Annotated in this window: 21 protein-coding genes; 12 read left to right on the top strand and 9 right to left on the bottom strand. The window is 39.6% G+C overall.

Annotation, left to right across the window (positions count from 1 at the left end; translation table 11 throughout):
- Positions 1–12: 12 nt before the first annotated feature.
- Positions 13–780 (bottom strand): putative porin, encoded by a 768-nt coding sequence (locus tag ACTJJG_RS03985; RefSeq protein ID WP_002121889.1) that lies wholly within the window; start codon positions 778–780, stop codon positions 13–15.
- A gap of 392 nt (positions 781–1,172) precedes the next feature.
- Here ACTJJG_RS03985 and prfB point away from each other — a divergent pair.
- The 5 genes from prfB to ACTJJG_RS03960 all read left to right on the top strand — a co-directional run bounded on the left by prfB (position 1,173) and on the right by ACTJJG_RS03960 (position 6,034).
- Positions 1,173–2,268, top strand: a protein-coding gene (gene prfB, locus ACTJJG_RS03980) for a peptide chain release factor 2 (protein ID WP_099475557.1) whose coding sequence is annotated in 2 segments (ribosomal slippage) — positions 1,173–1,244 and positions 1,246–2,268 — 1,095 coding nt in all. Because the reading frame shifts where the segments join, the coding sequence is not laid out codon by codon here.
- 221 nt (positions 2,269–2,489) lie between these two features.
- Entirely contained in the window at positions 2,490–2,792 is a 303-nt protein-coding gene (locus ACTJJG_RS03975) for an ArsR/SmtB family transcription factor (protein ID WP_017399836.1), read from the top strand.
- Positions 2,793–2,820: 28 nt separating this feature from the next.
- Positions 2,821–3,879, top strand: coding sequence for an alkene reductase (locus tag ACTJJG_RS03970; protein ID WP_032057086.1), 1,059 nt, complete (start codon positions 2,821–2,823; stop codon positions 3,877–3,879).
- Between the two features lie 158 nt (positions 3,880–4,037).
- Positions 4,038–5,330, top strand: coding sequence for a 3-deoxy-D-manno-octulosonic acid transferase (locus ACTJJG_RS03965; protein ID WP_044424972.1), 1,293 nt, complete (start codon positions 4,038–4,040; stop codon positions 5,328–5,330).
- Positions 5,327–6,034, top strand: a complete 708-nt coding sequence (locus tag ACTJJG_RS03960) for a 16S rRNA (uracil(1498)-N(3))-methyltransferase (protein WP_014207920.1) — start codon at positions 5,327–5,329, stop codon at positions 6,032–6,034. Before ACTJJG_RS03965 ends, ACTJJG_RS03960 begins: the two co-directional genes overlap by 4 nt.
- Here ACTJJG_RS03960 and ACTJJG_RS03955 read toward each other — a convergent pair.
- The gene (locus ACTJJG_RS03955) at positions 6,014–6,994 is read right to left on the bottom strand and encodes a mechanosensitive ion channel family protein (protein WP_005078641.1); all 981 of its coding nucleotides are present in this window, start codon (positions 6,992–6,994) and stop codon (positions 6,014–6,016) included. The two genes, ACTJJG_RS03960 and ACTJJG_RS03955, sit on opposite strands and share 21 nt — an antisense overlap.
- Positions 6,995–7,107: 113 nt before the next feature.
- Entirely contained in the window at positions 7,108–7,683 is a 576-nt protein-coding gene (locus tag ACTJJG_RS03950; RefSeq protein ID WP_032057084.1) for a DUF805 domain-containing protein, read from the bottom strand.
- 294 nt (positions 7,684–7,977) lie between these two features.
- Between ACTJJG_RS03950 and acs the strand changes: the two genes are divergently transcribed.
- Positions 7,978–9,927 (top strand): acetate--CoA ligase, encoded by a 1,950-nt coding sequence (gene acs / locus ACTJJG_RS03945; protein WP_032057083.1) that lies wholly within the window; start codon positions 7,978–7,980, stop codon positions 9,925–9,927.
- 41 nt (positions 9,928–9,968) lie between these two features.
- On the opposite strand, the gene ACTJJG_RS03940 is transcribed toward acs, so the two are convergent.
- The gene (locus ACTJJG_RS03940; protein WP_372552644.1) at positions 9,969–10,511 is read right to left on the bottom strand and encodes a cysteine hydrolase family protein; all 543 of its coding nucleotides are present in this window, start codon (positions 10,509–10,511) and stop codon (positions 9,969–9,971) included.
- Between the two features lie 105 nt (positions 10,512–10,616).
- Here ACTJJG_RS03940 and ACTJJG_RS03935 point away from each other — a divergent pair, with 105 nt between their 5' ends.
- Positions 10,617–11,030 carry an Lrp/AsnC family transcriptional regulator gene (locus tag ACTJJG_RS03935; protein WP_014207916.1) on the top strand — a complete coding sequence of 138 codons (414 nt, stop codon included), beginning with the start codon at positions 10,617–10,619 and terminating at the stop codon, positions 11,028–11,030.
- Positions 11,031–11,124: 94 nt separating this feature from the next.
- Here the strand turns inward: ACTJJG_RS03935 and sfnG are convergent, their stop codons facing one another.
- Together sfnG and msuE are read right to left on the bottom strand one after the other, a co-directional pair.
- The gene (sfnG, locus tag ACTJJG_RS03930; protein WP_068929819.1) at positions 11,125–12,237 is read right to left on the bottom strand and encodes a dimethylsulfone monooxygenase SfnG; all 1,113 of its coding nucleotides are present in this window, start codon (positions 12,235–12,237) and stop codon (positions 11,125–11,127) included.
- Between the two features lie 44 nt (positions 12,238–12,281).
- On the bottom strand, positions 12,282–13,019 hold the full coding sequence (msuE, locus tag ACTJJG_RS03925; RefSeq protein WP_005066848.1) for an FMN reductase: 738 nt from the start codon (positions 13,017–13,019) through the stop codon (positions 12,282–12,284).
- A 376-nt stretch (positions 13,020–13,395) separates the two neighbouring features.
- On the opposite strand from msuE, the gene ACTJJG_RS03920 reads away from it, so the two are divergent.
- Entirely contained in the window at positions 13,396–14,046 is a 651-nt protein-coding gene (locus tag ACTJJG_RS03920; RefSeq protein WP_002122041.1) for a response regulator, read from the top strand.
- 43 nt (positions 14,047–14,089) lie between these two features.
- On the opposite strand, the gene ACTJJG_RS03915 is transcribed toward ACTJJG_RS03920, so the two are convergent.
- Complete coding sequence (locus tag ACTJJG_RS03915; protein ID WP_017387555.1) at positions 14,090–14,857, bottom strand: hypothetical protein; 768 nt, start codon at positions 14,855–14,857, stop codon at positions 14,090–14,092.
- A gap of 389 nt (positions 14,858–15,246) precedes the next feature.
- Positions 15,247–18,744, bottom strand: coding sequence for a hybrid sensor histidine kinase/response regulator (locus ACTJJG_RS03910; protein WP_032057079.1), 3,498 nt, complete (start codon positions 18,742–18,744; stop codon positions 15,247–15,249).
- A gap of 181 nt (positions 18,745–18,925) precedes the next feature.
- Between ACTJJG_RS03910 and ACTJJG_RS03905 the strand changes: the two genes are divergently transcribed.
- The 4 genes from ACTJJG_RS03905 to ACTJJG_RS03890 all read left to right on the top strand — a co-directional run bounded on the left by ACTJJG_RS03905 (position 18,926) and on the right by ACTJJG_RS03890 (position 23,974).
- The gene (locus tag ACTJJG_RS03905; RefSeq protein WP_000372818.1) at positions 18,926–19,258 is read left to right on the top strand and encodes a DUF485 domain-containing protein; all 333 of its coding nucleotides are present in this window, start codon (positions 18,926–18,928) and stop codon (positions 19,256–19,258) included.
- 1 nt (position 19,259) lies between these two features.
- Positions 19,260–20,975 carry a cation acetate symporter gene (locus ACTJJG_RS03900; RefSeq protein WP_002121878.1) on the top strand — a complete coding sequence of 572 codons (1,716 nt, stop codon included), beginning with the start codon at positions 19,260–19,262 and terminating at the stop codon, positions 20,973–20,975.
- Positions 20,976–21,147: 172 nt separating this feature from the next.
- Positions 21,148–21,840: an ion channel gene (locus ACTJJG_RS03895; protein ID WP_017399828.1), complete on the top strand. Its 693-nt coding sequence runs from the start codon at positions 21,148–21,150 to the stop codon at positions 21,838–21,840.
- A 166-nt stretch (positions 21,841–22,006) separates the two neighbouring features.
- Positions 22,007–23,974 (top strand): BCCT family transporter, encoded by a 1,968-nt coding sequence (locus ACTJJG_RS03890; protein WP_005078623.1) that lies wholly within the window; start codon positions 22,007–22,009, stop codon positions 23,972–23,974.
- A gap of 60 nt (positions 23,975–24,034) precedes the next feature.
- On the opposite strand, the gene omp33-36 is transcribed toward ACTJJG_RS03890, so the two are convergent.
- Positions 24,035–24,937, bottom strand: a complete 903-nt coding sequence (gene omp33-36 / locus ACTJJG_RS03885; protein WP_002122006.1) for a porin Omp33-36 — start codon at positions 24,935–24,937, stop codon at positions 24,035–24,037.
- Positions 24,938–25,420: the final 483 nt, after the last annotated feature.

The following is a 25,420-nucleotide window of genomic DNA, read 5'->3' as shown; positions in this document are numbered from 1 at the left end:
CTTTAGGCTTGATTAGAAGCGGTATGCTGCACGAACACCATAAGTGTTGTCGTTATCACCAAATCCAACACGGCCTTCAACACTTACTTGCTGATTTAAGAATTTTTTAGCATTGATACCAAATTCATCTTTGTCAGTTAAGTCGTTGTTGTAGTAATCAGCACCAACACTTAAAGTTTTGTCGATGTAGTAGTCACCACGAACTTTATATTCGTCTAGGTCACCGAACGCACCGAACGCTTCAAGGTTTACGTCATGTTGACCTACTTGAGTTACGTATTTAGCACGAACTGTTGGATCAGCGCCGTCTTTGCCGTCTTTTTCGTCGTAGCCTTTAACACCTAGAGCAAGTAATAAACCTGGAGCTGGTAAATAACCTACTTCAGCTGCGTAAGTAGTTACTTTTTGGTCGTAATTAGTGTTATCAATTTCACGCTCATTTCGACCTACATCACCGCTAAGGTAGAAATCTGAGTTAGGAACGTAATATTCAACACCTACGCCATATTGAGTATCTTTTGTACCGCTGTTATCGCCATAGTTGATAAGGGCGTTAACGTTACTTGCACGGCTTAAGAAAGCTGCTTCAGCAAGTGGAGCGTTACGAGTTTGAACAGGATTAAAGTAATAAGTCCCGTCAACACCGAATTTACTTACGCTGCTACCGTTGTCTGGATCAAGATAATTGTAAGAACCACCAACTTCAGCTTGGTAAGCGTTTGCTGCGCCACTCACTGCGAGTGCAGATAAAAGAGCTGATGCAATTGCTAGTTTTTTCATGGAATCTCTCCCCTCTAAAAAGCGATTTTATAAATGTTTTGTTACAACTTTTAGTCTAGACGAAAAAGCTTTGTCGTCAATCTTGCGCAAGTAACCGTACTGTAACCGTGTGATATTTATGTAAACTAATTTAATTTAAGATATTGATTTTAAAATATAAAAATATAATGTTTTATTTTATTAAAATTGAGGATATTTTGTGTAGATCATAAAAAATGCTGTAAAAGTACCCAATTTTGTATGAGGATGTTACTAATTAATCTTAAATTGAACTGAAGAAAATTTATAAATCAAATTGATGAAATATGATGAGAAATACAAAGCGGGTTCGTAGATAACCGCAGCTATGCTAAAATAATTGACCGTTTATCTGCTCTTATGGGAACACTCGCGTGGAAATTAATCCTTATCTAAACCAATTGAAAGACTTAACTGATCGTAGCCAAACACTACGGGGGTATCTTTGACTACGATCTGAAAAAAGAACGTTTAGAAGAAGTTTTACGTGAGTTAGAAGACCCTGCAATCTGGAATGATCAAAGCCGTGCTCAGGCGATGGCGAAAGAAAAGGGCGAACTAGAAAACGTTATTAATGTATTGGATGGCTTATCTACACAGCTTGAAGATGCAAAAGCGATGTTAGATTTGGCTGTAGAAGCCGACGATGAAAGCCTGCTTGAAGATGTTCAGTCGGAGCTTGGTGCTGCCGAAGATGAACTGGCTAAACTTGAATTCCGTCGCATGTTTAGTAACCCAATGGACCCGAACCCTTGCTATGTCGAGATTCAATCAGGTTCAGGTGGTACTGAAGCACAAGATTGGGCGTCTATGCTTTTACGCATGTATATGCGCTGGATTGAACGTCATGGTTTTAAAGCAGAACTTATGGAAGTGTCTGACGGTGACGTAGCAGGTATTAAATCAGCAACGATTCGTGTGGAAGGTGAATATGCCTACGGTTGGTTACGCACAGAGTCAGGTGTACACCGTTTAGTTCGTAAATCACCATTTGACAGTGGCAACCGTCGTCACACTTCATTCTCTGCGGTATTTATTTCACCAGAAGTTGATGACAATATTGAAATTGATATTAACCCTTCTGATGTTCGTACCGATACGTACCGTGCATCTGGTGCAGGTGGTCAGCATATTAACAAAACCGACTCGGCTGTGCGTTTGACTCATATCCCAACAGGTATTGTAGTAGCGTGTCAGAACCAGCGTTCGCAACATGCTAACCGTGACCACGCATGGAAACAGTTACGTGCACGTTTATATGAATTGGAAATGCAAAAACGTAATGAAGCAGCTCAAGCTCTAGAAGACTCGAAGTCTGATATTGGTTGGGGAAGCCAAATTCGTTCATATGTATTAGATGATTCTCGTATTAAAGATTTACGTACAGGGGTTGAAAACTCTAATACAGGTGCTGTTCTTGATGGTGACCTTGATCGTTTCATCGAAGCGAGTTTAAAACAAGGTTTATAAGAGTCTGCTGAACTTTTAGTTTAAATACACTTCATCTATGAATATGTAGAACTCTTGGATTTTTAGCGATTAAAACGGCAAAGCAGTTCAGTTTTCGAATGTTAATCGAAAAAATACGATATGAATATCGAAAAAAATAGATATGAATATCGAAAAAATGCGATATTATATTTTCGAAATGCTGAACAAAGCTTTGTTCGTTTAAAAGACGTGTTGAGCCTATGGATATTGATGCAATTAGCAAAGCCCTTTCCAACCCTCTACGTCGGCAAATTTTGCAATGGTTAAAAGAACCTGCACATTATTTACCGATTGAAGAATGTGGTGGTAGTTTTGAGAAGGGTGTTTGTGCAGGTCATATTGAACGTTTGGGTAAAGTAGCTCAGTCTACAATGTCCAATCATTTGTCTGTGTTACAACAGGCGGGGCTTATTCAGGTCCAAAAATATGGTCAATGGTCTTATTTTTCACGTAACGAAGCTTTGATTCAGCAATATATCGAACATTTAAAACAAACACTTTAAATTATTAAAAGTGTAAGTCGAGGCGATTATGGCTGAACTCAATACTCCTTTAACGGTTGGTGATTTTGAAATCAAAAATCGATTGGTAATGGCTCCATTAACGCGTGCGCGTAGTGGTGTAAGCCGAGTGCCTAATGATTTAATGGTTGAATACTATCAACAACGTGCAAATGCTGGTCTAATTTTGACCGAAGCAACAGTAATTGGTTCAAAAACTGTGGGTTACGCAGACACCCCAGGATTATGGTCACAAGAGCAGGCACAAGCTTGGAATAAAATTATTGAGGCAGTTCATGCTCAAGGTTCAAAAATTGTAGCTCAACTTTGGCATGTAGGCCGTATTTCGCATCCTGAACTTTTAGATGGTGATATTCCTGTTGCACCAAGTGCAATTCAACCTGCGGGTGAAGTGAGTTTATTACGTCCTAAACGTCCCTATGTAACACCGCGTGCACTTTCAATTGAAGAGATTCAAGAAGTTATTGCTCAATACAAACATTCAGCAGAACTGGCTAAAGCAGCAGGTTTTGATGGTGTTGAATTACACGCAGCGAACGGTTACTTAATTGACCAGTTCCTTCAAAGTAATACCAACCAACGTGATGATGAATACGGTGGTCCTGTTGAAAATCGCGCACGTTTATTATTAGAAGTCGTTGATGCATTTATTGAAGTGTGGGGCGCAGGCCGAGTAGGTGTTCATATTGCACCGCGTGGTGATTCACACGATATGGGAGATGAAAACCCATTAGCAACTTTTGGTTATGTAGTTGAACAACTTAACCAACGTAATGTTGCTTTCATTTTCTCTCGTGAATATGAAGCTGCTGATAGTATTAGTCCTAAACTTCGCGAAAAATTTAATGGTGTATGGATTGCCAATGAGAACCTAACACCAGAATCAGCAAAACGTATCTTGCGTGAAGGTCAGGCAGATGCTGTATCTTTTGGTAAGGCATATATTGCTAACCCAGATCTTTTACAGCGTTTAGAGCAAGATTTGCCACTAAACGAACTTCAAGCAACGACTTTATATGCGAAAGGTGCTGAAGGTTATACAGACTATCCAACACTAGAAGCTTCATAAGATTCTTTGAAATGATGTTTTGCTGACTTCGTCCATTTCTGAATTCAGTAAATCGCTTTTCTTGTAATGGTAGAGTTTAGGTATCGAAACTCTGCCATTTTTTCTATCTATGTTATATTTTCCCCAGTTTTAAACTTTGACTATTTGAGGCAAACCGCTTGGCGACCCCTTTTTGGTACAACACCGCACTCCATTTATTAAAACCTTTTTACCAATGGCGGATAAAAAGACGTGCAGAAAGCCAGGAATTATATAATCAGGAATGTCTTGAAAGATTTGGGCCGTTTGAGTCTCCGAAAAATGTAAGAGCAATTTGGTTCCACGCTGTTTCGGTTGGAGAAACCAATGCTGCGCAGCCTTTAATCGAGCATTATCTTAAACTCGGTCAACCTGTATTAGTTACTAATACAACAAAGACGGGGCAGGCGCGTGCCAAATCATTATTTTTAAAAGCACCTTATTTAGATCTATTTCAAGCAGTTTATTTGCCTGTTGATCAAAAGCATCTTTTAAAACAATTTTTTGAGTTATATCAGCCAAAGCTTTTAGCATTGGTTGAGACTGAGCTTTGGCCAAATTTAATTGATCAAGCCAAGCTACAGCAGGTTCCTTGTTTATTATTAAATGCGCGATTATCAGAAAAATCAGCGAAAGGTTATAGTCGCGTTTCAGGTCTAACGGCAGGAATGCTGAAACAAATTGACTGGGTGTTGGCACAAGATAATGCAACTCGACAACGTTATGTAGAACTTGGTTTAGATCAACAAAAAAGTCAGGTAGTTGGAAATATTAAGTTTGATATCCATGCACCTGAGGCTTTTATAAATCAGGCTGAGCAATTACAACAACAATGGTATTTGGGACAGCGTAAAGTCCTAACAATTGCCAGTACACATGCGCCAGAAGAACAACAAATTTTGCAGGCACTTGCACCTTATCTAAAGTCAGATCCAGATTTAGTTTGTATTGTCGTGCCTCGACATCCTGAACGTTTTGATGAAGTATTTGAAATTTGTCAGAACTTAGATCTAATCACTCATCGTAGAAGTATGAATCATAGTATTCACGCCAGTACACAGGTTTATCTGGCGGATAGTATGGGTGAGCTTTGGCTATGGTATGCCTTAAGTCAGGTGTGTTTTGTGGGGGGATCACTTAATGAACCAGGTGGTGGGCATAATATTTTAGAGCCTATGGTTTTAAATGTACCGACCGTAATTGGACCTCGTTACTTTAATTTCCAAACCATTGTTGATGAATTTATTGATGAAAATGGGGTGCTCATTGCTCAAGACGCTGAGCAAGTTGTAGCAATCTGGATGGCATGTTTAGCCGAGCCTGAAGAAGCAAAGCAGGTGGTAGAGCAGGCGCATAAAGTCTTACAACGTAACCAAGGTTCATTACAAAAGCATATTGGTGTAATTAACCGGTATTTGGCCGAAAAACCATGAATATCGTTTTACTAGAACCTGATGATGTTCAGTCAGATTTATGGTTAATCCGTTCAAAACGCCAATTGCAGCATTTACGTGAACATCTTGATATTACGGTGGGCCAAAATCTAAAAGTTGGTGTTCGTAATGGTGCACGCTATACCACTGAAATTGTTTCGATGAATGAGCAAGAAGTTTGTATACGGCCTATCACTGAAGAAGTTGTACCTGCAAAACTTCCAGTACATTTAATCGTAGCGTTACCAAGGCCCAAAGTTTTACGCCGTTTAATTATGGATAGTGTGACTCTAGGTGTTGAAAGAATTAGTTTGATTCATAGTTACCGCGTAGATAAAAGCTATTGGCAAACTCCATTTTTACAACAACTTGATAACTATGTGACTTTAGGGCTTGAGCAAGCAGGCGACACCATTGCTCCTGAAATTCAATTATATAAACGCTTTAAACCTTTTGTTGAAGATGTTCTACCAAACTTAATTTCAAAGGAAAGTCCCGCCTATGTGGCTCATCCGTATGCCGAGCAGAGCATGCCAGTTAATATTCCGCATGCGTGCAGTGTAGTCGTTGGACCCGAAGGCGGCTTTATTCCCTATGAAATTGATTTGCTCACAAAAAACGGCTGCCAAGCTGTGAGCTTAGGCAACCGTATTTTAAGAACTGAAACGTCTATTTCTTATATTTTAGGTCGTCTCTTTAGTTGATGTTTCTGGGTTTAAAAGTGGCTGATTTGAAGCCATTTTTAATTCCTGAATTGGGTAAGGAATATTAATTCCGTTCTCATTGAAAGCTTGTTTTACTTGAGCTTGAATTGTGCTTGTAGATGAGGACATATCAGTTTCAGTAGTATCAACCCACCAACGTACAGTCAGGTTAACCGAGAAATCTGCTAAAGCTGTAACGTTAACCGAGAAAGCTGGTTGACTGAGTACATTTCGGTCATTATTAAGAATATCTAAAATAATCTGTTTAGCTTTTTGTTCATCGTCGTCATATCCAATGCCGACTACAAACTCACAACGTCGCTGCTGATAAGCCGTATTTACAGTTAAAGCGCTCGTATAAACAGTGGCATTTGGAATAACAATGCGACGGCCATCTGGCGAGCGTAAGAATGTTGCACGAATTTGGATATCTTCAACAGTTCCTTCAAGTGAATTGACCACGATTGAATCGCCAATACGGAACGGTTCGCTCAATAAAATTAAAATACCTGAAAGCAAGTTTTGGAAAATATCTTTAAATGCAAAACCAATTGCAACCGAACCGATCCCTAACGCGCTCATGAGTTGCCCCGGGGTAAAACCTGGGATCATGATGACAAGTGCAATTAAGAATCCAAAAAATAAAATTGTCGTACTTCCTACACGGTTTAGAACCAACACTAGGTTTTGGCGCGTATAAGAACGATTTTCTAAGGTTTTACGAACAAAGAACTTAAATAATTTGGTGAGTAGCCAAAAAATAATAAAAACGATAATCGCAATACAAATATAAGGCACACGTTCCCAGAAGCTATCCACGATTTTATCAATAGTGGTATAGGCATCATGATACTTTTCGGTATGGGCTAAAACCGTTTGAGTGGTTTTAGTACCTGCTTCTTGCAAAAGTTCGCCTGTATTTTTTGCAACATCCGTTAAGGATTTTTGTTCATCAGCCACAACAAGTCTCTATTTTAAAAAATTATGAAAGCGATGATCGGCCTTCATTATAGTAGGAGATAAAATGTGCGCCTACTATAATGAGTTCATCTGAATAATAAAGTGTTTTTTAATTAAAAGTATTCCGTTCCTTTTTGTAAGATTTGTGACGGGGTTTGAATAGTATCGGTACCAGAGAAGTAGTAAAAAAAGCCTGCGGTAGAAATAAGGCTAATTAAAATAGCCAATAAAATAAACCAAGCCATTAACTTTTCTATGAACGTTGATGGTCGAGATGGACCATATTGATTTGGACCTGCTGTACCTGAGGCAAGTAGTAAATAAATCATAAAAAAGAACTGAACAACTGGAATGAATAGTAGTAATCCCATCCAACCACTTTTATTTAGATCATGCAAACGTCGCACGACGAGAACAACATTTAAATAAATCAGGAATAGCCAAAAAGCCCATACCACCAAAGCACTGAGGCCAGAAAGAGAGCTATAAAACTCAAAATTAAATAAATTACTTGAAAGCTGAAAACTTCCAAGAAAGGAGGCCAGAATAAAATAACCCACGATTGTGACTAAATAAATCAGTCCATATCCACCTAAATAACTCATACGGTTAAAACGGCCATGAATTGAAAAAGGGCTATCTTTTAAAGGCAGCTGTGGTGGGCGTGAGGAAGTTGTTTGGGCAAACATATTATTTTATTCCTAGGTTGCATATGAGAGACAAAATAATCTTTGTTGATGATCAAAACCATCAAATATTGAAAAAATTATAAAAGTAAAAGCTATAGACAAATGTTTTAAATCAACTTAATTTTATAAAAATGTTCATAATTTCGTATGCTTGAGTAAGTGGTTAATATATGACCAAAGTCGCATTGTCTAGGCTTTGAATGAGTCATCATACTGCAAAGGCATGCAAATAAGATCCAGTAAAATAATAGCCACAGTCTCGAGATGGGATGCACAAGATCAAGGAAGTTGCGTATGAATGAGATCTATCCAGTACCAGAGGAATTTAAAAAAACAGCTCGTACTGTTGAAGCAGACTACTTTAAACGTTATCAACACTCTATCGAGAACCCAGATGAATTCTGGGCAGAGCAAGCTAAAATTGTCGATTGGATAAAGCCATTTACCCAAGTTAAAAATACTAGTTTTGACAAAGACAATTTTAAAATTGAATGGTTTGCTGATGGTGAGTTGAACGTGTCAGCAAACTGCCTAGACAGGCATCTTAAAGAACATCCACATAAACCTGCAATTATTTGGGAAGGTGACCATCCTTCTCGTCATAAGATTGTCTCTTATAAAGAATTACACGACGAAGTCTGCCGTTTTGCCAACGTTTTAAAGAAATATGGCATTGGTAAAGGTGACCGCGTTGTACTGTATATGCCGATGGTCACTGAGGGTGCAATTGCCATGTTAGCCTGTGCCCGTATTGGTGCTGTTCACTGTGTAGTGTTTGGTGGGTTCTCGCCAGACTCTTTAGCGAGTCGTATTGAAGATAGCCAAGCGAAACTGGTGATTACCGCAGACTCAAGTCTACGTGCCGGAAAACTATTACCACTCAAAGAAAATGTTGATTTGGCTTTAGCGTTGCCGGGTACTGAGTGTGTTGAAAATGTGATCGTGGTTTACCGTAATGCAAACCCGATTGAAATGAAGCCTGGTCGTGATTTGTGGTATCACCTCATTATTATGGAGGTTGATGCAAACTGTCCTCCAGAGCCGATGAAGGCAGAAGACCCTTTATTTATTCTTTATACATCGGGCTCGACAGGTAAACCGAAAGGTGTGTTGCATACGACAGGCGGTTACTTAGTTTATGTAACCAGTACCTTTAAAGAGGTCTTCGATTTAAAACAAGATGATGTGTATTGGTGTACAGCCGATATCGGTTGGATTACAGGGCATAGTTATTTGATTTATGGACCGCTAGCAAATGGTACCACGACCTTAATGTTTGAAGGCGTGCCTCAATACCCAACATGGGCACGTCTTGGTCACGTAGTCGATAAACATAAAGTTTCTATCTTATATACAGCTCCAACCGCAATTCGCGCCATGATGCGAGAGGGTGATTCATTTGTACGCGAAAGTAACCGTAGCAGCTTGCGTTTACTCGGTTCGGTCGGTGAACCTATTAACCCTGAAGCTTGGAATTGGTACTACAATGTTGTTGGTGAAGGCCGCTGCCCGATTGTTGATACATGGTGGCAAACCGAAACAGGCGGTATTTTGATTGCTCCATTGCCGGGTGCAACAGCTTTAAAACCAGGTTCAGCAACACGTCCATTATTTGGGATTCAACCCGCCATTGTGGATGGTGAAGGTAATGAGCTAGAAGGTGCGGTTGAAGGTAACCTTGTGATTAAAGATTCATGGCCAGGCCAGATGCGTACTATTTGGGGTGATCCGGACCGCTTTATTGAAGCTTATTTCTCGACCTTTAAAAATACTTATTTTACAGGCGATGGTGCTCGCCGTGATGAAGATGGGTATTACTGGATCACAGGTCGTGTTGACGACGTCTTAAACGTTTCAGGTCATCGTCTAGGTACTGCTGAAATTGAAAGTGCTTTGGTTTCGCATGAATCTGTAGCAGAAGCAGCAGTGGTGGGTATGCCACATGAGATTAAAGGACAAGGTATTTGTACTTTCGTGACCTTACAGGCAGGTGTTGCAGAATCGGAAGAGCTGCGTAAAGAGTTAATCAACTGGGTACGTAAAGTGCTTGGACCTGTGGCCTCACCTGATGCATTACATTGGGCACCAGCGTTACCTAAAACGCGTTCGGGTAAAATCATGCGCCGTATTTTAAGAAAAATTGCAGCGAATGAGCTAGATAGTTTAGGTGATACTTCAACCTTGGCTGAGCCTGCAGTGGTAGATCAGTTAATTACAACGGTTTATCCTGATAAGCAGAACTAATTTTAAAAAAGCCCCATCTGGGGCTTTTTTATTGCTTTCTACTAAGAGCTTGCTAAAAAGTCAGCAGTATTTTCTACATTTGCAAATGTACTCAGCGCAGTTAAAAAAGCAGTTTGTACGTCTTCAGCTTTTACAATTTTTCTATCATGGCTTAAATCGCGAGTTGCGGTTGCATCTGCAATTAAGATGGGTTGATAGCCAAGTTCTTTGGCTGCACGAGTCCCTGAATCAATACACATATGCGTCATCATGCCTGTAATCACGAGTTGTTCAATTTGATGTGTTTTTAAAAGCTCATCTAAATTGGTTTCTAAAAAACTGTTTGGAAAATGCTTTGTCACGATTAATGAATCACTGCCAGCACTGAGTTCAGGATGAAGTAAAACCCCATCTGTATTTTCTTGGAAGAAACTCGCTTGTGGCGGGTTAATATGCTGCACATAAATGATGAGCAAGTTTTTCTCGTTAAAATATTGTTCGAGTTGTTTTATTTTTTCTAGCGCTTGCTCTGGCCCAACCAATTCCATTTTGCCATTTTTAAAATAATCATTTTGTACATCGATAACTAATAGAGCTTGTTTCATGAGGTCACTCTTGTTGATATGAGATAAAACAAGATTATTCTCTGCTTGAAAAATCGGCTATAGTCAGATGAAAGCATTACCGCCAGTTTTCTTTCACCATGAAAAATGAATATTGAATTAGACCCGATTGATCTAAAAATTATTGCATTACTCAAACAAGATTCTCGTCTGACAAATAAAGACATTGGGCAGCGCGTCCATCGAACAGGACAGGCGGTGGGTGCTCGAATTGCTCAGTTAATGGATGCAGGTGTTATCAAAAACTACACCATTGCCGTGCAATATTCGCATAAGCAATTTATTCACTTGCATTTAAATGAACAACGCGCATTTGAAGAAATTGAAAATTTGGTTAAGCAATATGAACAAATCGATGAATGCTTTAAAGTCATGGGCAATGCTTGCTATATGATTGTCAGCCATTTTGAACCCGCTGCCTTAAATGAATTTATCGAGAAACTTTCAAAATGGTGCCGTTACTCAGTTGAAACTGTGATTCGAGAAGTCGAGAAATCCTAAAAAATAAAGGCTCCAAGCCGAGTCTTGGAGCCAATAAATTCTTTATTTTTAATTTATTGTTTTTATTATCTTGCGCTGTTTTAACTGGGGTTTTTTAGGCTGATTTAGCTTGGATTTCTACCTCCTTCTCCTGTTGAAGTTCTAACTGACGAACGAGCGGCAGAACTTTTTCTCCGAAATATTCCACCTCTTCAATAAAGTGTAAAAATCCGGAAAGAATCAAATCAACACCTACATTTTTGAGTGCCACAATACGCTCTGCAATTTGCTGCGGCGTACCAATTAAATTGGTTTTAAAGCCATCGTTGTATTGCACTAAGTCTTCAAAACTTGATTTTGCCCAGTTACCTTGTTGCTCTGGTGAAGCAGCACCTGCTTCACGTGTAGCATCTCCAAATGCATTTACGGCTTCAGTGTTGGCTTTATCAATAATTTCTTGAAGTACTGCTTTTGCTTCTTCTTCGGTATCTCTGGCAATGATGAATGCATTTACCCCAATTTTGACATGATGGTTATTGGCTTTTGCTTTAGTGCGAATATCTTCGACTTGTTTTTGAATTTCTTCTACCGTATTACCGTTAGTGAAATACCAGTCAGATACGCGAGACGCCATGTCACGTGCAGCACGTGAACTGCCACCTTGGAAAACTTCGATATAAGGCTTTTGCAAAGGTTTTGGTTTAAGCGTGTAGTTTTGGAACTGGTAGTATTTACCATTGAAACTATAGTTGTCGGTGGTCCAGATTCCTTTTAGCGTGCGAATAAATTCTTCGGAGCGAACATAACGTTCATCATGCTCAGGCCACTCTTCACCAATGGCATCAAACTCACCTCTGAACCAGCCACTCACTACGTTAATCGCAATACGGCCTTCAGTTAGATAATCAATCGTTGCAAGTTGTTTTGCCGCCAACGCGGGTTTCCAGGGGCCGGGGAGAATCGCCGCAATGACTTTCAGTTTTTCAGTTTTTGCTAGTAATGCATGACTAAAACTTACCGATTCATGTTGGTTTTCTGCCCCGTACCCAGCCGTAAAACGAATTTGGGTGAGCGCATATTCAAAACCATTGTTTTCGGCAGCCTGTGCAAGTCGAACATTGTAGTCATAACTCCAGTCTGTACGCTGTTCGATGTTACTCACTACAAGGCCACCGCTTACGTTTGGTACCCAATAAGCAAATTTAATTGGTTGTTGTAATTGCGTCATGGTTCGCTCTCCCCATTCGTTCTTTTTATTTAGGCATATTGCGCTTAGGCAACATGCGTTAATGATTTGCCAGACTTGTGATGCAAACGAGATTCTGCCGCATCAAGGTCTGGTACAGCCGCTGAAGGTAATACTTCTTCTTGTTCAATTTGCTTGTTAATACCAAGCTCTTGATTTGCTTGCTGTGATTTAGATTTAACCACTTCAGCACGTTTACCTTTCGCTGGCGCCCATTCTAAAATTGGTAATGCGCGTGCCACTGCTAACGTAATACGATCTGATAATTGCTCGCTTTTCACCGTATATTCAGGAGTAAAGTCACGATCGGTCGCATATACGCCAATTGGTAAAGTTTGTGCTTGGAAGAAACTGAATAATGGACGTAGTTGATGTTCAAGTACGAGTGCATGACGATCACTACCACCCGATGCGGCTAAAAGTACTGGTACATCGACCAACGCAGTTTGTTCAACAAAATCGAAGAAATGTTTGAAAAGACCTGTAAAAGAAGCACGGTAAACGGGTGTACCTACAATTAAAGCATCTGCTGCTTCAACTGCTGCAAGGTCATCTTGTACGCGTTGTGGAAGTTGGTTGCGATAAAATGCGCCGCCTAATAAAGGCCCGATTTCGCTTAATTTAATAAAGTGAACTTTAATATCGATTGCTTCTGATAATTCATCAAGAATGGCTTGAACCAGACTTTCCGTTTTAGATGGGGTATTTAAGCCACCAGAAACAGCAACGATATTTAAAGGTTTTGGTGATGTGATACCAGTCATAATTTGGTTCCTAAGCCTAAAACAAGAGATTGGACTTATTAATCAACAACGACGGTAAACTGTAAAATAACGAAATTGGTCAACCTTATCAGTTTTAAATATAAAAGATAAATAGTGGATTTTTACACTTTGTTTTTTTATTAAGTTGCTGTTTTTATTTTATATAATTATAGGTGATATATTTTTTATAATAAAAAGGAAGCTTATATAAAAAACAGATTAATTTTGATTAAAAGTTAAAAAACATCTGAAAATCTTGGCTAAGTTCTGCATTTATCAACATTTTGCATAAAAATGGATAAGATGAACGTATCTTTCATCTAAATAGTAGGGTTACAATAGGCCATACTTATGCTCAAGATTACTTTAATCGCTTATGAATATTTTAATCGTTGATGATCATCCTTTGTTTCGTCATGCTTTAATTCAAGCAGTACGTTATAGCCTGCCACAGGCACAAATTCATGAAACAGCCTCGGTTGATGAGTTTTATGAGCGTTTGGAAAATGGGGCAGAACCTGATCTAGTATTACTCGATTTAAATTTACCGGGTGCTTCAGGCTTTTCGGCTCTGGTTTATGTAAGAGCACAGTATCCATCTATTCCGATTATTGTTGTTTCTGCACATGAAGAAACTTCAATCATTCAGCGTGCAATCGCTCATGGTGCGATGGGTTATATTCCTAAGTCGGCTCATCCAAGTCATATTGGCGAAGCGATTCGTCAAGTCTTAGAAGGTGATATCTGGTTGCCACCGAACTTGCCATCTAATCTAAACCTTGACCCAAGAGCAGCAGATGAAACTGCTTTAGCTGAACGTATTCAATCGTTAACACCTCAGCAATTCCGTGTGTTGATGATGGTTGCGGAAGGTTTGTTAAATAAACAAATCGCATATGAGCTCGATGTTTCGGAAGCAACGATTAAAGCTCACGTAACGGCTATCTTTAGAAAATTAGGTGTGCAAAACCGTACACAAGCCGTATTGGCCATTAGCGCATTAAATATTGAAGATAAGAAAATCTAAAAAGAAAAAAGACCTCGATTGAGGTCTTTTTTATGTGTGCCACTTAAGCAAGGCAATCTTGCTTTGGTGTTAGGCTGTCGCAGTACAAAGGATTGAGTGCACATTGCAAATCATCAATTTGATCTTGAGTTACATAACCTTTCATTTTTAAATATTCAGCTACGCGGTCATCGCGTAGGCTTAAGAAGGCTGCATCATAAACGCCTAAATCAACAAACAAAGCAGCTGTTTCTAGACTGTTGAAGCGATCAAGGAAAATGTCATTGCCATACATTAAGAAGATATGGTCGAGTTTTGCTTTTTCATCAACATGGAGTCGTTCAGCAAGTTGATCTGGATGCGTTTTAATAAAGAGTAAATCCGATAATTCATCAAACTGAGTCATATCTAACTGATTCTCGCCGAGTTTGACATGACCAAGCCAAGCTTTGAAAACGAGTACAGCACCGCCACGGAGTAGCATGCTCCAGATTTGATGACGTGTGTCGTGGTCAAGATTTTCACTTTCAGCGCTAAGAACTTTTAAAAAGTTTTCTTCTTGTTGTGCCAATTTATCAAATAAACCTAAACCTTGGGGATGATAAGCCGCAGGTGCAAATACATCAAAATTTAGATCATGAAATACATTAAGTGCGAGGGGAACTGCACATTGATAAATTGTATTTAACGCTTTGATGTTTGCTTCATTGAGCTTGCTGTGAGGGAAAATACTTTGCCAATCTAGTTCAGGAAGTAAAGCATTGGCACTGTATTGGCGATAAAACTGTTGAGACGAAAGTTGGCCTTGTGGGCTGTTATCAGAAATATTCATGGCAATTGTCCTTTGCATTAATTCGTGAGCAGGGGTGCTTAATATGGAAATGGGTTATAAAAATGACTGTACATTTAAGAAATAGGTTTTGAATATTTATGTGTCAGGAAGAATGCAAGTAGAATACGACTAAAGTCTTATGTGGTTATTTTTGGCTAATTATAATTTTAAAAAACAGCAAGTTATGAAATTGTAACTAAGTGTACAAGTGTTCACTTACAAAAAAGGTGAGCTTTGCCATAGAAAAAGAGTCATTGGAAATTTTGGTCAATGATTTACTGGGTAAAAGTCGACTTTTTGAGCAGTTCTGCCTATTGGCTTAAATTAGGCCAATAATTTTTGCCAAAAATCTCTCCCAAACTTATTAAAAGGTTTGGGGGAGAAAATATTTAATCTACCTCACTGGCAATTTTAAGTCCCGATAACCATGCTCTTAGAGAAGCAGGCTTAAGTGGTTTTTTGAGTAAAACAATATTCAGTTCTTTCAATTGTTGAGGTAACTCAGGATGAGAGTCAGCAGTAATTAAAGCAACAGGAACATCATGTTGACGATTTTGCAAAATAAAATCGACACCGAGTTGGTTGTTGTTTAAATGCTGATCGATAAGCCAGACCTGAATATTTTCTTTTTGAATAATTTCAAGTGCTTGTTCAGGTTCAGTGGCTTTAAAAACCTCATAACCCCATCGACCTAATAAGCTACTCATACCCTCAAGAATGGTTTCATCATTGTCTAAACATAAAATCCGATAGGCTTTGGTTTTTAAAGGTACTGCCTGTACGGTTGGGGTTATCACTTTTGGCGCTTCTACCACCGGAACCTCAATCATAAAGCAGGAGCCTTTATCGAGTTGCGAATAGACATAGACTGGATAATTCAACAAACCCGTCATACGCTGCACAATAGCAAGACCCAAACCTAAACCTTGCTCACCCCAAGGCGATAAATGCCCACAGCGTTCGAATTCTTGAAATAGTTTAATACGTTGCTCTTCGGCAATTCCGGGACCTGTATCCCAAACCCCAATTCGAATGTGTCCAGGTTTTTGTGCTGAACGTAATACACCAACAATCACTCGGCCTTTGGCTGTATAGCGCAAAGCATTACTCACAAAGTTTTGAATAATACGTCGTATCCACTGTGGATCTGTGTCAATCCAGAACGATACATCGTGAACTTTTAATGAAATATTTCGCTGTGCAGCAATCGACTTAAACTGTAGTTCGAGGTCGCTTAGTAAATCGTGCAGAGGATAAGGCTGTCTTTTTGGCTGTATGGTACCGCCTTCCAAACGCGCAATATCGAGTAGGGCAGAGAGCATACTTTCTGCACCATACAAAGCACGGTCAAGTTGTTGCAAAGTTTGGCGATCTTCTTCGGTTGCGATGCTTTGTTCAAGAACTGTACTAAACAGACGGGCAGCATGCATAGGTTGTAATAAGTCATGACTGGCCGCTGCAATAAATCGGCTTTTTGACATATTGGCCATATCGGCTTGTTCGCGCGCAAGCTGTTGCTCAGTTAAGGCATCGGCAAGTTGTTGGGTTCTGTCTTTTACGCGGGCCTCAAGTATTGCCTCATTCGCACGGAAAGCCGTAATGTCGGCGAAGGTAGTCACAAAGCCACCACCTGAAATAGGATTACCGCGCATTTGAATAACGCGTCCGTCTTTACGGATTCGTTCAAATTCATGCGCACTTCCGACTTTCATCCAGTGCAAACGTTTGCGAACATGTTCTTCGACTGAACCTGGGCCGCATTCGCCGCGTTCAGCGTTATAACGAATCAGATCGGCAATTGGACAACCCACATAGACTAAATCTTTTGGGTAGCCAAACAGTTTTAAATATTGGTTGTTCCATGCGACTAAACACATGTTTTTATCAACCACACTCACCCCTTGGGTCATGTGATCAATCATGGTCATCAGCAAGTTTTGATTGAAACGTTGCCATTGCGAGGCTTGGTCTAAAATATTGGCGACTTGGCCTAATGCCAAACCATTATTAATCATTGCTGTAGTGAGCAAAGTACGAGCTGAGGCTGCGCCGATAATTCCAGCTAGATATTGTTCAGTGAACCGCCACCACATGCCATTGGCGATACTATTCGGGTTAAGCGTGAGATGATTTTGCTCACAAAAGTTCTCGAACGCTTGTGTTGTGGGTTGCTCACCCGTAATTCTTTTAGCAAGCGCAAATAAATCGCCTACTTTTAAACGTGCAGCATCGTGCGGTAAATAAGTTAAATCGGTAGAGGTATGGGGAGATGGCAGAGGCTTAGTTTCGTAATAAAAAAAGCTTTCTGCCTGAATTTGTTCTGCCACACTTGGGCGGTAAATTTTAGAAATCCAAATATATAAAACAATATTTAAACCAAGCGACCAAATAACGCCGTGTGTAAGTGGAGCAAATGACTCAAAGCCAAAAAGTGATTCTGGACGTAAGGCATTAATTCCAAAAGGACCAAAAAGCAAAATACTTTGGGCTGTTTCTTGATAGGCCTCTGGCAAGCTACGTAAAATCGTTGGAAATAGTAATGTGTAACTCCACATCAAAAATCCAACAATAAGACCTGCATAGACACCTTGGCGGCTTCCACCTCGCCAATACAAGCCTCCAATAAGCGCAGGTGCAAACTGGGCAACGGCACTAAATGCCAATAAACCAAATACTGAAAGCTGGTTAATATCATTAAAGAAATGGAAGAATAAAAAGCCAAGTAGCATCACCGCGACAATACTAATACGACGGCTGAATTTAAGAACTTTAGGTAAATGTTTATCGTGACGTGATAGCAGCTTAAAACGCCAGAGTGCGGGCATAATCAAGTCATTACTGAGCATGATAGACAGAGCAACAGATGACACCAGTAACATGCCTGTTGATGCAGAGAACCCACCTAAAAAGGCCAGTAGGGCTAACCATTCTTGGTTATAACTCAATGGTAATGAGAGTACTGCCACATCAGGCACGGTTAGGAATTTTGGCGCTGCATGCAAGGCCCAGCTTGCAATTGGGATAATAGCTAAAATTGTTAAAATGAGATAAGCCGCAAACCATTTACGTGCACCGCGAATGTGCTTTTCATCGCGTAATTCGACAACAGCCACATGAAATTGACGGGGTAAACAGATAATTGCGAGACCTGCCAATAATGTCTGAATCCAGAACGTTTCAGGTACCCCAAATAACTGAACTTCTTGGAAGGTTTGGTTTACGTCGGCCGAAACTTGTACTAAGTTCGCGGGTGCTTCAAAAATAAAAAATAAAGCGACACAGATTAGGGCGAATAATTTTACAAAAGATTCAAATGCAACGGCTAACATGAGGCCGCCATGCTGTTCGGTGTTTGCAATTTGCCTTGTACCGAAGATCATGGCTAAGATCGCAAGGACACTGGTTAAAAGCAAAACGCTATTGGTGGTCGTATGAATATGAGCATTTTGCTCTAATATGACTGATGTGCTTAAGGCAATTGCGCGTAACTGTAGGGCCAGGTAGGGAATAATCGCAATGACTGCCAAGATCGTAACCAGCGATGCCAATACACCGCTTTTGCCATAACGTGCAGCAACAAAATCGGCAATTGAAGAAATTGCATGATGCTGACGTACTCGGCCTAAACGTCGCCAGATATCGTAACCAAACCAGACAAATAACAGTGGACCTAAATAAATAGGTAAGAAAATGACGCCTTCTCGGACGGCAGCTCCGGTTGCACCATAAAATGTCCAAGATGAACAGTAAACACCTAAGGTCAAACTAAACAAGAACATCCGGCCACGTGTACTCAGGCGACTAGCATGCTTCTCGCCAAAAAAAGCACAAATAAATAAGAGTGCTATATAAAAAGTGAGTACCCCAATAATCAGCCAGCTGTTCATATGACCTACATGATTAAAACCTTGCGCCTATCATACCGCAAGCAGAAACAAAGCTATAAATTGATTAAATTTTAACGACCAAAGTCTAAGTTACGAATTACACGTTATTTTGCTAATTTTAATAATGAGAAACTACTATTAAAAAAGTGACCAAGGTTGGGCACAGGCAAGGAGTTTGGTTATGGATCAAAGCCAAGTAGAACAGATTCTACGCAATCCAAAGTTTCAAAAGATGGTCAAGAAAAAAAGTGCATTAAGCTGGACGCTCACAATCATTATGTTAGTGCTTTATGTGGGCTTTATGCTACTTGTTGGCTACAACAAAGAATTTTTAATGAGTTCATTTAGTGGTGGTGTAACGACATGGGGTATTCCACTAGGCTTAGGAATTATTGTTTTATCTTTCCTACTGTGTGGCGTGTATTCCTATATCGCAAACAACACCCTTGACCAGTTGAGTGAAGAAGCGTTGAAGGAAGTTGAAGCCATCACGCATGAGAAAGGATTACACTAATATGAAATGGAATTCATTAAAAGCGAAAGCCTTATTGGCAGCAGCATCGCTATATTCAACTGTTGCTATGGCTGGTCCAGATTTGGGTGAAGCCGAACAGCAAGCCACCAACTGGCATGCCATTATTATGTTCTTGATCTTTGTTGGTTTTACTTTGTTTATTACTAAGTGGGCGGCAAAGCAAACTCAATCAGCACAAGATTTCTATACCGCAGGGGGCGGAATCAGCGGTTTCCAAAACGGATTGGCAATTGCCGGTGACTATATGTCAGCAGCATCTTTCCTTGGTATTTCCGCGATGGTGTTTAGTTCGGGTTTTGATGGCTTACTTTATTCTCTTGGATTTATGGTAGGTTGGCCAATCGTTTTATTCTTGGTTGCAGAGCGTTTACGTAACCTTGGTAAATACAACCTTTCAGATGTAGTGTCATTCCGTCTTGAAGAAAAACCGGTCCGTACCTTAGCTGCCTTGAGCTCGCTTGTTGTTGTAGCATTCTACTTGATCGCTCAAATGGTAGGCGCGGGCCAGCTCATCAAATTACTATTTGGTTTGAACTACAACATCGCTGTTGTCATCGTTGGTCTATTAATGATGGCATACGTAATTTTTGGTGGCATGTTGGCAACGACATGGGTACAGATCATTAAAGCGGTCATGTTGCTCAGTGGTGCGACTTTCATGGCATTCATGGTGATGAAAGCGGTTGGTTTCAGCTTCAGCAACATGTTCACTCAATCAATTGAAGTATTCAGTAAAGTTCACAGCGTAAGCTTTGAAGAAGCTGCAAAAATTATGGGTCCGGGTAAACTTGCCGCAAACCCGATTGATGCATTGTCTCTTGGCTTGGCACTCATGTTTGGTACAGCGGGTCTTCCACACATTCTTATGCGTTTCTTCACTGTAAAAGATGCAAAAGAAGCGCGTAAATCGGTTGTGGTTGCGACAGGTTTCATTGGTTACTTCTATCTTTTAACTTTCATTATTGGTTTCGGTGCGATCCTTTTCGTATCAAACAACCCTCAATTCCTTGATGTTGCAAAAATGGCAGTATCAGGCAAGCTTGAACTTGTTGGTGGTAACAACATGGCAGCCGTGCATTTAAGTGATGCTTTAGGCGGTGACTTATTCATGGGCTTTATTTCAGCAGTAGCGTTCGCAACGATTCTTGCTGTTGTTGCTGGTTTAACACTTTCTGGTGCATCTGCAATCTCACATGACTTATACGCTAACGTATTCAAGAAAGGTCAAACGACTCCAGCCTCAGAACTTCGTATGTCAAAAATTGCGACACTTGGTTTAGCAATCTTTGCCATGATTTTGGGTATCTTGTTTGAAAAACAAAACGTAGCATTCATGGTGGGCTTAGCATTCTCTGTGGCATGTTGTGCAAACTTCCCGATTCTTGTTCTTTCAATGTTCTGGAAAGGTTTAACCACTCGTGGTGCAGTTATCGGTGGTGTGGTTGGCCTTGTAACAGCTGTAGTACTTATTGTTCTGTCTAAAGCGGTTTGGGTAGATACTTTAAAAATCTCTGATACACCAGTTAACCCATTCAATGGTCCTGCATTATTTGCGATGCCATTGTCATTCCTTTGCTGTTGGTTCTTCTCGGTGACTGACAACTCTGCACGTGCTAAAAAAGAGCGTGCTGCATTCGATGCCCAATACGTTCGTTCAATGACAGGTATCGGTGCTTCTGGTGCCTCAGATCACTAAAATCAAACTGGATTAAATATCTATCTCATTAAAAGCCCTGCGGGGCTTTTTTTGTTGATCGTATAACTTAAAGTGAAAGAAGCTCTTTAATAAAGAACAACTTGTTTGTCCTATTTTTTGTACAGTATGATTTCCTATAATTCAAAACATAATGAAAAAGGAAAATAATTAAATGCGATCTATCATGGACTTCTGGGCGAGCTTTCGACTGCTACCTTCTGCATGGTTACTGCTTGTGCAATTTATCCTACTCATTTTGGCCATGCTCACTTTTCATGATGTATTTTACCGGACCCTAACGTGGGCTTTAGGAGTGCTTGCCCTACTTATTATTGCCAAGGTCATTCGTCAAACCCCAATGTTTACTTTTCTGGGATTAACTTTTGTCAGTGGAGCGATTATATCCTCAGTCTTTATTTTATTAGGCTATAGCAATTTAACGGTCCAGATTTTTGCCCATAGCTGTGAAGCACTGGCTTACTTTTCGGCTGCTTACGGTTTATTTCGTTATATGTTTGCTGATCGATATTTAACAAGAGATGAGCTATTTGCAGCTGCTGCAGTTTTTACTTTGCTTGCTTGGGGCTTTGCCTTCCTCTACAACATTTGTCAGTTATTGATTCCTGCGAGCTTCCAAAATCCAAACAATGCTCATCATTTCCAGACCTGGTTAGATCTACTGTTCCTGAGCTTTAGCTTACAGTCAGCAACAGGCTTATCTGATTTAATGCCGCTTAGTCCACCAGCACGTGTTTTGGCCATGCTACAAATGTTTTGTGGTGTGATGTATCTCGCTTTGATTGTCACACGCTTAATTGCTCTACAGTACATTGCCCATCCAACAAAGAAGGATTCTGACAAATAAAGGAGAAGGTGTTTTAATTTTTTACACCTTTGTAACTGCAATATTATTTAAGTTTATTTAAAGTATTATCGGCTTTCTCTATTGAAAGATTTAACTTTGTTCATTCTGTGAATGTCTTTATTGGCTTTATGCCTATCACTTTTCATTAAAATAACATGGAGGAGTTATGCCTTCCAAACAACCAGGTTGGTTCGCAAACGTTAATCCTAACGTATTTTTTGGTACGGTCATTATTATTGCTTTGTTCTTGGCAGTTGTTGTGATCGCCCCGAGTTCTTTTGAACTTCTAACGCAGCAATTAAAACAATGGATCACCGATTCATTTAGCTGGTTCTATGTTTTATCTGTAGCCTTCTTTCTTATTTTATTGATTTATATCGCCTGTTCATCAATAGGTCGAATTAAATTAGGACCTGACCATAGTCAGCCTGAATATAATAATGGGTCTTGGTTTGCCATGCTGTTTACAGCAGGGATGGGTATCGGTCTCATGTTCTTCGGGGTTGCCGAACCTGTCATGCATTATGTTAATCCACCAAGTGGAGATGCGCAGACTATTGAGGCAGCACAGCAAGCATTAAGGGTGACCTTCTTCCACTGGGGCTTACATGCTTGGGCAATTTATGCATTAGTGGGACTATCTTTAGCTTATTTTGCTTATCGTCATAATTTACCCTTAAAGACCCGTTCAGCCCTTTATCCACTCATTGGTAAGAAAATTTATGGGCCTTGGGGCGACAGCATCGATATATTTGCGACCATTGGTACGGTATTTGGTGTAGCAACTTCTCTAGGGTTTGGCGTTACCCAGATTAACTCTGGCTTGCATTATCTTTTAGGTATAGAGCAAAGCACTTATATACAGATTATTTTAATTGTCGTGGTGAGTATTTTGGCTTCTTTATCGGTCTTTTTAGGCCTTGATAAAGGGGTAAAACGCCTATCCGAATTGAATCTAGTTTTAGCCGTTATTTTATTAACCTTTGTTTTCATTTGTGGACCAAGCATTTATTTGCTTCAAACGACAATTCAAAACACAGGTCAGTATTTTTCTAATTTATTTACAATGACGTTTAACCTCTATGCTTACCAACCCAATGGATGGATTGGTGGTTGGACAATTTTGTACTGGGCTTGGTGGATTTCTTGGTCGCCATTTGTGGGTATGTTTATCGCAAGGGTTTCACGTGGACGCAGTATTCGAGAATTTATTGTAGGGGTTCTCCTCATCCCGACAGGCTTTACCATTATCTGGATGGGTTTTTTAGGAAACGCTGCGTTATTTAGCATTATTCATGAGCATCAAAACACTCTTATTCAGGCTGTTCAGCAAGACTCATCTGTAGCTCTATTTGAGTTTTTAGGTCACTTGCCGTGGTCAGGTGTTATGAATGTTTTAGCCACTGTGCTGGTTATTCTTTTCTTTGTGACCTCTGCTGACTCTGGAGCATTGGTAACAGACTACTTAACGTCAAAAACTGACAACTCACCGACTTGGCAACGTTTGTTCTGGACAGTACTGATGGCTGTACTCGCCATTATTTTATTGTTAGTCGGTGGTTTGGCTGCGCTTCAATCTTCAATCATTATGAGCGCATTGCCGTTTACTTTGGTTATGCTGTTCATGAGTTGGGGATTAATAAAAGCATTGCATCTTGATGTCACGAAAATGCAAGCCATTCAGGAAGCGCGCATTACGCCACGTGCTATTCATAATCCAAGAAGCTGGCAACAGCGGCTAGGTTTAATCATGCACTATCCTCATAGTGAAGAAGAGGTAAGAGAATATATCGAAAAACAAGTGGCTCGTGCGTTTGAAAATATCAAACATGAATTTAGACGCCGTCATTTAGAAGTTTCAATTACTCAACTTGAGGATGGGATGCAGCTTCGAGTCGATCATCACAATGAAATTAATTTTATTTATAAAGTTGTTTCACGTGAAACAGTGCCACCAAGTTTTTTAATTGGACGTACTGAAGCCGAAGATGGACAATATTTCCAAGCCGAAGTGTTTTTAAGAGAAGGTGGACAGAACTATGATGTAATGGATTGGACCCAAGAAGATTTAATTCAGGACATTATCGATCAGTATGAACGTCATCTATATTTCTTAAATATTGTACGAAGCTAAATTTAGCTGTAAAAAAAAGGACTCAAATGAGTCCTTTTTTAATTCGATTTCTAAATTAAATTAGAAACGGAATTTAGCATTTAAGCCGATAGTTTGTGTATCGTAGCTAGACTTTTTAACGTCAGCTTTCATGTACGATGCACCAACTGCTACAGCTGGAGTAATGAAGTAGTTTACGTTACCACCCCAAGCTTGACGGAATTCACCAAGGTCATTGCCTTTGATATCAGCTGAACCATCGTTACCAACGAAAGATGCGCCAACGCTTAACTTAGGAGTTAAGTAAAGGTCAGTTTTCAAACCGTATTGGTTTTCTTGACCGAAAGCACCAGCAGCTTCAAAACCAATTGCCATGTTAGTTCCATCGATTGGACCTACATATTTAGCACGAGCTGTAACAGCATCTTGGTCGTCTTGAATCGCAGCAGTTTGGTTCGCAGCAGTGTAGATACCGTTGCTGATGATACCGAAGTTATCTAAAGCGAATTGGTTTGCAACGCTTGTATAACCAACAGTCATTAAGAAGTTAGGTAACAACATAGCACCAACTTCTAATGCATAACGGTCACCGTTGTCATCACGAGAGATAGCGTTTTTACCATCAACATCAGTGTGGTTATAAGTTGCGCTAGCGTATACAGGAAGGTAAGGAGTAGGAACGTAAGCCTCACCTTTAACGCCGTATGTACCAACGTGGTAGTTCAAACCGTTGTTTTGGTCATACTGTTGGTAGCTATACCCTAAAGATACGCTAGAAGCTTGGTTCAAGAAAGCTGCTTCAGCTAAAGGACCCTTAGCGGTATCAACATTTTTTAAATAGAATGTACCAGCAACGTCACCAGTGAAGTTTTTATCGTTTGCAGTTGTGTCAACATATTCAGATTGACCTTGAACTTCAAATTGATAAGCATGAGCACCGGTCATGGCTAATAATACAGCAGTGGCTAAACCAAGTTTTTTCATAATCATTTCCAGCATTAACAAGAGATAAAGCTGGGGTCATTGTATTGTAACAATTTATGAAGTCAATAATCTAGAAAAGGTAATGTTAAAGATATTTGACACTTATGTTAAAATTGGTGAAAAACTAATCAAATGAAAAGTGGTTTGTCAACCTGATAAAAAAATGAACATTTACAATAAGCTAATAATTATATTTCATTAAGAATTAAGAAGTAAATGTTAAAAAGATATTACAATTGTGATTGGAAAAATAGATTGCATTAATCGGTTTTAACATTAACAAAAATATAGCTGTGTTTACAATGTGAGTAAAAAACCGCCATTTTATTGTCAAATTCGTTTTATTTTGAGGAATAGTTAACAATATTTGGATTAGTTTAACTAAAAAATTTAACTATTCTTAATTATTATATAAGTGAATAAAATAAAAGAAATCTCTATTTTAAGTTGAAAAAACGATTAAAATTTTAATCCTGATTAATT

It is taken from the genome of Acinetobacter sp. 22512 (assembly GCF_052044755.1).
In the GTDB taxonomy this organism is placed as follows: domain Bacteria; phylum Pseudomonadota; class Gammaproteobacteria; order Pseudomonadales; family Moraxellaceae; genus Acinetobacter; species Acinetobacter pittii.
The sequence above is the reverse complement of the archived record's forward strand: the minus strand, read 5'-3'. Positions and strand labels throughout refer to the sequence as shown.